Below are 10,703 nucleotides of genomic sequence, written 5' to 3'. Positions count from 1 at the left end.
AAAGACCTCGTTCAGGAAACTTTCGAGAAAATAACGAAACGCGTCAGCTTCGCAAAGAAGTGGTGCGAGCAGTTCCTTGACTTTCAAATATTATCTTAACCATTAGCGCTCCCAGACAGTCGGAAATCCCCGACAGAACGCAGTTTCAAACTCTCTGAGCTGGTCGTGAAGAGTCGTGTAACACGGGGAGAGGAGTTCAGCGATTTGGGTGATGCTGAGCAACGTATCAGCGTAGAGGATGAAGGCAATGAGGAACTCACCGGGAGTGAGTTCCGAATCGTAGAAAGGCGTGCCTCGTGTGTACGTGGTTTTCCAGTCACAGCGGCCACACCAGATACGGTCAGAGCCGCTGAGAGCGTGGAGACTGTCTGCACCGCAGTGCGGGCAGGATCGTTCCTCCCAGATTGTCTTGAGACGCCGCTCGACGATGGCGTCGAGCGGCTCGGGCCGAAATTCTATTACTCCAAGCTCCGCAAGTTCCGATAGCCTCTGACCGAAGGCAGGCGGTCTTCGTGCATATCCGTTTCTGCCCGGCCAGAGGCACTAATGCTCTTAGTTCCGCCAGTCTACCGAAGAGCGTGGCAGTTGTCGGAGCGTAGCGATGGCTCGATGAAATCGACCAGTATGTGCCGTCCCGTCTACCAGGAGCTCTGAGTCGACCAACTATGTTTCAATACCTGCGTGCACCCACCGAGAGTTCGTCGCGACAGGCCGCGTCTCGCCCGTCAGGTCGTACTCGGCGTCCGGTTCGTCGTCGGACGCGTGAAACACGTCTAAAACCGTTGCGCTGCTATCGTCCAAACATAGATGGCCGAGGATTTTTCTGCTGGATCCCGAAGGGGCTAACACCGTCGCGTAGATCCGCGACCACGTACCGTCCACTGGGCCGAAGCGGTTGTGGGTGGCACCTCTCGGGTGCGGTTAATACCATCCACGTCAGATGGTACACCAGAAACCGCTAGGTGCCTCGTAGATGCGCTTCCGTCGGTCGGAGGGGACATGTCACGGTCGTATTAGACGTTCGCACTCAACATCGGTGTTCTTTACTCTGTCTCGTTCATATTCGAGAGTGATGCCGGCTTGGCGAAGAGGAACGCTCCAGATGATACCTGTCGTTGGTCTTGTTTTCGTTATCGGTGCCCACTGGTGGTACTCACCAACTGATTTCTTTGAGCACCTCGACAATTCCGGGTGGCTCCTTGTTGCCAGTGGTGTGAGCGTCTTCTATCTGGTTCGCCCGTTTGTCCTCTGGCCACTCAGTATTGCATCAGTATTCCTTGGGTATCTTGTGGGCTCCCCTTATGGGGTACCGCTTGTGTTACTCGGCACTTGGATGACGTGTGTGCCACCATTCCTGCTCGCAGACTATTTCAGTGAGAGAAACAGCTATATCACTCGTCTCTCAGATGCGGGTGAGACAGTCGTGACCAGGACGGGTGAGCTTCGCGGGATGATCGCCGCCCGGTTGTCTCCGGCACCTGCGGATGGCATCTCTATCGGCGCGGGACTCGCCGGAGTCTCCGGATGGGCGTTTACGCTCGGTACACTGATTGGTGAGTTACCTTGGGCAATACTCTATGTCAATATTGGACAGTCACTCCGAAGTTTTTCTTCAGGGACAGCACAACCAATCAACCTTGAGTTCCTGCTGCTCGTCAGTATTTGTACGGTTCTCCTGGTAGCTCGACCGCTTTACCAATTGATGACTGAGAGGCTGACCAAGAGCTAGTCCGTGGACTGGGTGGTCCCGACATGACCAGTCACAAACCGATAGATGACGAATACACACGTGCCGAGTATCGCACCATACCAGAGGGTGCCAACCCGGATAATCACCGTCGCACTCACAGCGATTGTCTGGGTGTAGCCCAAAACGACGAGCATCCCGACCATACTGGCTTCGGTGGCGCCCAACCCACCAGGAAGGAGACTGGCCGCCCCAACTACTGATCCCAAACCAAACACGAACAAAGCGGTGAGGAGTGTCGCCTGCGAACTAAACCCGCTCAATACCACCCACAGAGCGACTCCTTCCAAGCCCCACGCAATTAGGCTGATGATGAACGCGATACTGAGCGGTCGCAACTGAAACAGTGTGTACGTGTTTTCATAGAACGCCTCCAACTCGGTCGCATATGAGCTGACGACTGGAACCTTCTCTACCCATCCCAACACACGGAGACAAAATGACTGCCACTGAAGGACACTAATCCCGACCAGGAAGAGCAAGATCATACCAATAAGTACAATTGATGACCGCTGGTAAATCAAGAGACCAAGCAACGCGAACGCAGATAGAGCGATTAGATCAGTAACACGTTCACCTCCGACGACAGACACAGTCTGGCTAACTGGAACCCCATCAAGATCACGGAGGAACCACGCTTTCCATACCTCCCCAGCCTTGCCGGGGGTCACGATCATCATTAGACCACTAAAGAACACAATCAGACTCGTTTTCGGGGGAATGTCGATTCCCAAGTGACGGAAATAATAGTCCCATTTGAGAAACCGAATGCCGTAACTGAGCGTGACAAGGACAAACACAACAGCGATCCGCCATAGCTCAACCGCAAGCAGTGCCGACACGACCTCTGAACTATCCCCGATAATGAACAGCCCGAAGAATACGGCAACCGTTAGGAGCGCGGTTACCCAGAGACCGTGGCGGCGAACGGCGCGGTTAATCGTTGTGAGTACGCTCATCAGAGATTCACCGTCTTGAGCAAGTCGTTCAGTTTTGTCGCAGTATGGCCCGACAAGTAACCGCCTCGTCCCGCTGTTTGGGTTGATCGGGACTGGATCGCTTCCGGAAGGGGTTGGTCACATACTGTTGTAGATCGGCCGACTTCCATCGGGAAGTGTGCATCACTACCTCCCGTGATTGCCAAGTCGTGCTGGTTTGCGAACTCTCGGGCCCGGCGATTAAATCGCGGAAACAAACAGCGTGAGTTTTGGGTTTCAACGGCGTCAACTTGTGACGCAATCGTGTCAAGATCTGTCTCGTAGTATTCCCGGAAGCGATCGAATGGATGGGAGAGGATAGCGAGTCCATTCTGGTTATGGATTTTCTCAATAACGGTGAGCGGGTCGGACTGCGGTGGTTCCTCCTCAACGAATAATGCAAGGAGATGCCCCTGTGTCGTCGTTACCTCAACGCCAGGTATCACCGTGAGGTTGGGGGGCGCACAGTCGGCGACTTCGTCGTATCCCGCGAGCGTATCGTGGTTCGTAATGGCGATCCCATCCAGGGCCGCTTCAGTAGCCGCCTCTACAACATCGGCAGGTGCGGCGCGAGAACAGGGTGAGGCATCGGTATGCACCTGTAAGTCGTACTGTTTCACCGTATCACCTCGATAGCGATCTCAGGGACGTTGTACAGGATAGCGATAGCAACCACACCCCAGAGAATGAGGTTCACGACTGACGGCCGATCAGTGAACAGGCACTCTGGTTGACCGGCGATGTTGGTCGTATGGACGAGATGGTGATAGCGGAACACGCCGAAGAATGCGAACGGGAGTGTCGCCAGCATCGCAGGACTCGTGCGAGAAAACGAGTATAGGGAGTACGCCATTAGTAACGTTGCCATTGTCATCACGAGAAGTTGGTCAATATTCTGTTTCGAATACTCGCCTAGCACATCGCGGCAAACCTCAGGATCGGGTGAGACTTTTAGTTCGTTGCGTCGTTTTCCGAGCGCGAGAACTAACGCCAGAAGGAACGTACTGACGATCAACCACGGGCTTAGGAAGACATCGATAGCGACAACGCCTGCAATAGCGCGGAAAACGAATCCGATTGCGACGATGAGAACATCGACAAATACGACCTGTTTTAGGTAGAGCGAATAGAGCGCATTTTGACTAAGGTAGGCGAGCAACACCGCAAGGAACAGTGGACCCAAACTATACGCGGCACCGAGGCCAACAAGTGCTAAGAGAGAACCGAAGACAACAGCAACCGGGACTGGAACTTGGCCACTCGCAATCGGCCTATGCTGTTTCTCAGTATGATTACGGTCTTCTTCGAGATCGTTGATATCGTTGAAGATGTACGTAGCACCGGCGACAGCAGTAAACGCGACAACACCAATCAGGAGACTAATCCACGCCTCAGCGTTGAGCAAATTCTTCGAAAAAATGACTCCCAGAAACATCACGCCCTGCTTGTACCATTGCCAGGGTCGGGTCTCCCGAAGCAGGCCGGTAGTTATCGAGACCGGATTAACTGTCTGAGACCATTCGGCCATTCGTTCGCCTATTCGTGTGGTCAACGGGAACATAAAGGTTGTTACCCATGCTTTGGTCGTGTTTAATTAAGGATGAAAAGTGAGGCGGGGGAATTTCTCGGTTATCTATGCCAGAAATCGCCCGCCTCAGCGGTAATTTGGACTGGATTGATTTGGATTTTGTGGAGCGCGAGCGGACACCCGAGCGAGCGATGAAGCTCGGTATTCAGATGCACATTGCTGGACTATCACTTTCGAATACAATCTCAATTCTTGATGAGTTGGGTGTCCAGCGGAGTCGGAAAGCGGTTCACGATTGGGTACACAAAGCCGATTTACAGCCCGACAGCGGTGAAAGCCCGAATCAGGTTGCGCTCGATGAGAGCGTGATTCGAAGCAATGATTAGCAGTACTGGCTGTACGCTGTTATCGATCCTGACACGAACAAATTTCTCCATATCCGGCTTTTTGCCACGTACACAACCGCTTTAACCGAGATCTTCATCGGAGAACTTTGCGAGAAACACGACGTCGACGACGCCGTGTTTCTCGTCGATGATGCGGACTGGCTCAAAACAGCACTGCAACGACACGGCCTTGATTTCAGATACGAACTCCATGGAAATCGGAATAGCATTGAACGTGTCTTTCGAGAAGTAAAACGACGAACCTCTTCTTTTTCAAACTGTTTTAGCCATATCGAACCAGAAACAGCTGAGACATGGCTGCGAACCTTCGCCGTCTGGCACAATGCTGCTAACTAAACACTACCGATCCGACTCCGAAAGAGTGTATATGCCTAGAGTAGAAGGGGTGGCTCTGTTGAGAGAGCGACCCCGACAAGCGGAACCTCGGTGAGCCCAGCAATAATAGGTGGTTCGGGAATACATCCTATGAGTATCACTCCCGGAGGTGACCGGTATTTTCACCGGATCTCTCATTCAGATATGGTTGGGCAATGCGGTGTAGTAAGGGAATGAAAAATATGAAGCCATTACGCTGATTTGGCCAATATAATGAGTGCAACACAAACGGATCGACCTCAGGAGACACAGTATGATTCTGTACTGGTCACAGGTGGTACTGGTTTTTTAGGACTTCACACGTGCCAATATTTTTCAGATAACGGGTGGGACGTAACGGCACTTGATCTCAAACCGTTCAATAAAGAAGACGATACAGAAGGGATCAAGTACTTTGAGGGCGATGTTCGTGATGAAGAGAGGGTTTCCCAGGCAATTGTGGATGCTGACGCAGATGTAATCGTCCACAGTGCGGCGGCACTCCCGTTATGGGATGACGACAAGATCTGGGACGTAACGGTTGAGGGAACCCGGTCTGTCTTGTGGGCCGCAAAGAAACAAGATGTCGAACGAGTTGTATACATTTCTTCTACGGCGGTCTATGGCACGCACGACACGCACCCGATTACAGAGGAGTCCCCGTTAGATGGGGTCGGGCCATATGGAGATGCCAAAATCGAGGCGGAGAAAATCTGTAAGGACTTTCGTCGGATGGGGATGTGTGTGCCCATTCTCCGCCCAAAAACATTTATTGGGCCGCAACGGCTTGGGGTGTTCCAAGTTTTATTCGATTGGATTGAGAATGGGGCCAATATCCCGATGGTTGGGTGGGGAAACAACAAGTACCAATTACTCCACGTTCATGATTTTGTCCGAGCAATCGATCTGATGTTTATGCTGAACAAAAGTGATGTAAATGACATGTTTAATGTCGGGGCGACAGAGTATAATACGATGAAAGAGGACTTCCAAGCACCGATTGATGTAGCTGGCACGGGCAAGCGAGTAGTCGGCACGCCAGCAGCCCTAAGCAGATTTGCGCTCCGAGTGTTGAACCAACTCAACTTGTCACCGCTGTATCCGTGGGTTTACGAGACGGCTCACGAAGATTCGTATGTTTCTGTCGAGAAGCTCTGTGACCTCGGCTGGGAGCCAGAATACTCTAATCAGGAGGCGTTGGTAGACACTTATGAGTGGTATTTAGGGAACTACGAAGAGAGTGGTGAGACGACCGGAAAAGATCATCGTGTGGCGTGGGATCAAGGTGCACTCACACTAGTAAAGAAGGTGTTTAAGTTATTCTAAAATTCGTCTGAATTTACAAAAATAGCCTCATTAATAACAGATCATCCTTATCGATACGGCTCGAACTTGTACTCTCAAGTACCCAATCGTTGTTGGTATTGTTCTTGACTGCCTCGTGGACGAGCGCGCTAATGATAACAAGGGAGCTTGCCTCAATCGTTGTGATAACTAAATAAGAACAACCAACGCTTGATGCGCCAGATATTTGATAGAGTTGTAGAATAATTATAGAACGAGAATCGGCTTTCAATCTGATTCTTTTAGGCCAATTCATTGGCCGTAACAATACCGTTATCAAAGTTATTGACGACCGTCACGTCGTCAGTGGCTGCGTCAATATTGTTGAGGGTGGCAGCTGTCTCGTCCCAGTTAACGTTGACCGGCAGGTTCAGTAGGGGGGCGTAGTTTCTCGCTGACATCTTCACCAAGCGTGGCTTGGACAGAGTGGTACGAACGGTTATCATCTTGGCTGAGACACTTTGCGCCGTCGACAACGACGGCGTCAGCGTCTGTGTCGCAGACTAGTCGAGAAGAAACTGCTTGAATTTGCTGCCGTGTTCTCTAGCGCGGCGGTTAATGGTACTCGGCAGCGGTATTGGGACGAAGCTGTCGCGTGATCAGCGGTATCATGATAGCTAAGTAAAATATCGAGATCGACCTTTTGACTGAACTGTTCTGTTGATAGTGCTTTACCCGTCGAAGTGAGAGAATCTTCGACGAACCAGAAATAGCTGAGTTTGTCGTGGTCAGCACCGGTATCTTCGACGTAGTGACGGGGAGCTTGTGCCCTCTGCCGATCGTGACGGCTGTGTGAATATCGCTACAATCCGCGAAACCTGACGATCCGAAAGATATCGAGTACAGGGTCGAAGACCGCATCGAGGAACATAGTCGGGACGTTCAGTTAAAACAATCATCTTGAACGAGACGTACAACCACCGGACAGTAGTCGAACGAACCAACGATGCGGTCAAGGACTGCGGCCTCGGGCACGTCCGCGCCTGAGGCCGCGTCCACGCACGAATAGAAGTGTTCGTCGCGCTCTGCCTACGGCTCGTCGTTGCCATCACCAACTACGAGAGAGGAAACGCTCCTTGACAGGAGAAGCTATGAGATGAATTCTATGACACGCTCGAAGAGCTAATTTGGGACACGACCACCTGTAGATCTGCTTCCTTACCTTCGAGCCCTAAGTATCGCCGCATCTGAACTGGTAGCGTCGCTCGACCTAACTCGTCGATGCTAATGATTCCCTGTGCAGTTGTTCCATTGTACCGTACCTCGATTTGTGCACGATCTTGCTCGATATCTAGCACCCGCCGTACGTCACGGGATATTACAATTCTCCCATCTTTGTTGATATGAACGATAGTTTTCGACTCGGTTGGAATTTCACCTCCTGTCTGGGAGGAACTGTGCGATGCCATGCATAGCATTCTGTGGTTCATCGGTATAACTGTGAGCCAGCGAAATGTTTCTGGAACAAAAAATCAGCTAGAAGTACCAGTTTCGGAATTATCCCACATTTTAAAATGGCGAAAATAAATAATGCTTTGAACCCAATAGTACCAAAGTTACCGGATAGAGACGCTCTTGCCGATTTCCGATCTAAGTTATTTATTCAGTTCCGACCCGTTTTCGACGGAGCCCCAATTCCTCAAAGATAGATGGAAGGGATATGCCGAACGTACGGCTTCCGCACGCGCTCATCGTACTCTGCGATCAGGTCGTCGTAGTGAGCGAGCATATCCTCGGCGTCACCACGCAGATAACTCAGGAGGTCATCGGTTATCTTGCCTCGCAGTTTCCGATTGCTCCAGTGCCGGAAGTTATGGGGCGTGAACGGATCATCCCCTGACCGCCAGGACTCGGGTGCTAGTTCTGCGAACGCAATGCCCACGGACGATGGTGACAGCGGCTGCCCCCAGTTGTCACCGAGGGAAACGAACAGTGTCTGTGGGTCCGACAGCGACGCTTCGGTCGTCGGCCGTACCGTGAGCCACCGGATGAGCGCGGCTTTGAGTTCCGAGTCGATGGGAATCCGGGTGCTCGATCTCCGCTTGTTTCCCTCTCTATCGGATGGGATGTATATCGAATCCGGTGAATTGGCGACCGCCGAACAATACGTGATGTCGAGGTCATCGTAGAGCTGGTAGATGTCCGGGTCGTCGATATGGACTTCTGACAGACGGATGTTCGTCGCCTCGCCGTTTCGGACGAGGAGCTTGAGCAACGTGAGGAAGAACGCGTGCCAGAGCGGGTCTCTGATGGACTGGAAGAATGCCGACATGTCGGTCGCGTCGAGTTCCCGACCATGTTTGTTACTGTCCCTTACCTCCTGTGAGTCCGGGAGTCCGTCCTTGGGTCGTTTCCAGATACTGCCGTTAAGAGTCTCCACCACCTCGAACATGTTTTTGGTCGTGATGATACGAGAACGATACGTCGCGGCCGAGTAGTGAGATTCGGCCCACCTGGTGTATCTGATCGCGTGTCTGTCGTTGAGATCATCGACAGGCGGTGTGTTGCCATGGTCGACGAGCCACTCGAAGAAGTCCGTGACTCGAACCAGATACGTTTGCACCGTCCCGGATTGCTTGCCCGTGTCGTTCTTGTACGTCTCGAACTTCCCGATCAGGTTGGCATACTCCTCCGGGAGTTCGTCAAGTCGTTCTCTGTTGAACCCGGTCATTCGTCATCACTGTCGATGACGAGTCCGTCGTACACGCTCATGGTCACCTGCCCGGTATCGATCATCCCTTGAAGTTCCGCACGGACGTCGTCGGCGACGTCCTCCAACACGGCCTCAACGACGTCGTCCGCATCCCGCGCATCGCCTCGTATCGCTTCCTTGATCTCCGACCGATACGATCGCTTGTCGTCATCGTACGAATCACCGAACGAGGGTGGATCGATTTTCGAGACGCCGGCACTGACTGCACACCGCACAAACTTCGACCGAGTCATGCCGAGTTCGTTCTTCCAGTCCTCCCACTTGTCGAGTTCTTCGGGTGGGGCAGTGATACTCTTGACTCGGTCAACGCCCGCCGAGATTCTGATTCGGTTGTCGCGACCCATGGCTACCAATCCTTTCCCATTTTGTAAAAGTCCTTGCCACGTCTCGACGAATCTAATTATATTATTTCGGATTTTGTGTATTCGCTGGACCTCTCTCAAAATAAAAAGAAGAGAATCAAGATACGTGAGGATCTAATATATGTGTAAATTCGAAAAAGACGTATATATGCCTAAAGGAAATGCCAAATATCGTTCCGAAAGAATCCGAGAGACTCCGTTCTGGACCGATTCAATCCACATTTCGGAGGGTTAGATACGAGCACAGAAACATCACTTGGCACCGAATACTTCCCCGATAAACTAGCTTCCAATTCCACGGTAAACGGGAAAACAGAGATAATCCAGCACATAGCGGGCTTCAGCCAGAGAGACCCCCATCAAGAAGATCAGGGCTCTGAACTGGGGAATCAACCCAAGTAGATTGCTGGTCCTCTCTCGTTCGTCGCAGTTACATTTCGCCGCATTCTGAGTAGATATACAAATCTATTTTATAATCAACCAGCAATCGCCGATGGCCTCAAAACGGCCCCCGGTGTCATCGCACCGGGAACCAACGCTGCCTGTATGACAGCATCAGACTCTAACCGGTCACGGAGTGATAACTCTGTCCGTCAGCCCCTCTGCGGGGATGGTGGACACCTGAAGCTTCGTGTCCCACGACACAGTCGAACCGAGCGACAGACAACCAACCCCCTTCCGATCAGCAGACAGATTTGCAGCCGTAGAGGTCGGTACTATGTCTGACGACCAACCGACCTGGTGGACGCCGCTTGGCGAGCTCGTCGCGGCCAGTGCTCGCCACGAAGAGGTCAGCACCGTCTGTTCGCTACTGATGAACCGGCGGCGTCAACTCGTCGTCCTCTACATGCTCACGTGCGAACAGAACGAGTGGACTACGATGTCGGAAGTAGCTCGGTGGGTGACTGCAGTCACTCAGGGATACAGCATCGAGGAAGCGACGGGAGACGACTACCGGAACATCCGTGAGTCTCTCCGGAACACTCACCTGAGCGCACTCGCAGATGCAGGCGTCATCGAGTACGATGCACAGCAGACGCGGGTCGCACCCGGTGAGCAATTGGAAGATGTCGCAGGAGTGTTCTTACACTTGTTGCTGCTGACCAGATCCTGAGGAACTACCTCGAATTTTCGGGTTTGTACCCTGCGGAACCGCGATTCTCGTCTCGTAGAAACGACACCTGTCCGACTACGATTACGGCAGATTCTCGGGATCGGTGATGGTGCTCGGGTTGTCTTCTGCGGCTTCGTGTAGCTCTCGAAGCGTCCTC

General features: G+C 52.3%; 9 protein-coding genes and 3 pseudogenes. 5 read left to right on the top strand and 7 right to left on the bottom strand.

What is annotated here, in order from left to right; translation table 11 throughout:
• Positions 1 to 105: 105 nt before the first annotated feature.
• Together C442_RS21125 and C442_RS21860 are read right to left on the bottom strand one after the other, a co-directional pair.
• Positions 106 to 518: pseudogene (locus C442_RS21125) on the bottom strand (IS1595 family transposase); the annotation flags it as partial.
• 145 nt (positions 519 to 663) lie between these two features.
• Complete coding sequence (locus C442_RS21860; RefSeq protein ID WP_161606633.1) at positions 664 to 801, bottom strand: hypothetical protein; 138 nt, start codon at positions 799 to 801, stop codon at positions 664 to 666.
• Positions 802 to 1,102: 301 nt separating this feature from the next.
• Between C442_RS21860 and C442_RS18025 the strand changes: the two genes are divergently transcribed.
• The gene (locus C442_RS18025; protein ID WP_049943088.1) at positions 1,103 to 1,729 is read left to right on the top strand and encodes a TVP38/TMEM64 family protein; all 627 of its coding nucleotides are present in this window, start codon (positions 1,103 to 1,105) and stop codon (positions 1,727 to 1,729) included.
• Here C442_RS18025 and C442_RS18020 read toward each other — a convergent pair.
• Genes C442_RS18020 through C442_RS18010 form a run of 3 tightly spaced genes read right to left on the bottom strand, consistent with a single transcriptional unit; the run spans position 1,726 to position 4,252 of the window.
• A complete protein-coding gene (locus tag C442_RS18020) occupies positions 1,726 to 2,706 on the bottom strand; it encodes a lysylphosphatidylglycerol synthase transmembrane domain-containing protein (protein WP_008312969.1) in 981 nt (326 codons plus the stop codon). The genes C442_RS18025 and C442_RS18020 overlap by 4 nt on opposite strands.
• The gene (locus C442_RS18015; protein ID WP_008312967.1) at positions 2,706 to 3,344 is read right to left on the bottom strand and encodes a PHP domain-containing protein; all 639 of its coding nucleotides are present in this window, start codon (positions 3,342 to 3,344) and stop codon (positions 2,706 to 2,708) included. The genes C442_RS18020 and C442_RS18015 overlap by 1 nt, the downstream gene beginning before the upstream one ends.
• A complete protein-coding gene (locus C442_RS18010) occupies positions 3,341 to 4,252 on the bottom strand; it encodes a UbiA prenyltransferase family protein (RefSeq protein WP_049943087.1) in 912 nt (303 codons plus the stop codon). Before C442_RS18010 ends, C442_RS18015 begins: the two co-directional genes overlap by 4 nt.
• A gap of 107 nt (positions 4,253 to 4,359) precedes the next feature.
• On the opposite strand from C442_RS18010, the pseudogene C442_RS21120 reads away from it, so the two are divergent.
• The 3 genes and pseudogenes from C442_RS21120 to C442_RS21115 form a co-directional block, all read left to right on the top strand.
• Positions 4,360 to 4,995 (top strand): annotated as a pseudogene (locus C442_RS21120) (IS6 family transposase).
• A 252-nt stretch (positions 4,996 to 5,247) separates the two neighbouring features.
• A complete protein-coding gene (locus C442_RS18000) occupies positions 5,248 to 6,339 on the top strand; it encodes an NAD-dependent epimerase/dehydratase family protein (protein WP_008312962.1) in 1,092 nt (363 codons plus the stop codon).
• A gap of 821 nt (positions 6,340 to 7,160) precedes the next feature.
• Positions 7,161 to 7,437: pseudogene (locus C442_RS21115) on the top strand (transposase); the annotation flags it as partial.
• A gap of 559 nt (positions 7,438 to 7,996) precedes the next feature.
• Here the strand turns inward: C442_RS21115 and C442_RS17990 are convergent.
• Positions 7,997 to 9,028: a tyrosine-type recombinase/integrase gene (locus C442_RS17990; protein ID WP_008312958.1), complete on the bottom strand. Its 1,032-nt coding sequence runs from the start codon at positions 9,026 to 9,028 to the stop codon at positions 7,997 to 7,999.
• Complete coding sequence (locus C442_RS17985; RefSeq protein WP_008312957.1) at positions 9,025 to 9,414, bottom strand: hypothetical protein; 390 nt, start codon at positions 9,412 to 9,414, stop codon at positions 9,025 to 9,027. Before C442_RS17985 ends, C442_RS17990 begins: the two co-directional genes overlap by 4 nt.
• A 736-nt stretch (positions 9,415 to 10,150) precedes the next feature.
• Between C442_RS17985 and C442_RS17980 the strand changes: the two genes are divergently transcribed.
• Positions 10,151 to 10,546, top strand: coding sequence for a DUF7344 domain-containing protein (locus C442_RS17980; protein WP_008312955.1), 396 nt, complete (start codon positions 10,151 to 10,153; stop codon positions 10,544 to 10,546).
• The last annotated feature ends 157 nt before the right edge of the window (positions 10,547 to 10,703 follow it).

This window comes from Haloarcula amylolytica JCM 13557, assembly GCF_000336615.1.
Lineage (GTDB): Archaea > Halobacteriota > Halobacteria > Halobacteriales > Haloarculaceae > Haloarcula > Haloarcula amylolytica.
This window is presented reverse-complemented; position numbering and strand designations above follow the sequence as displayed.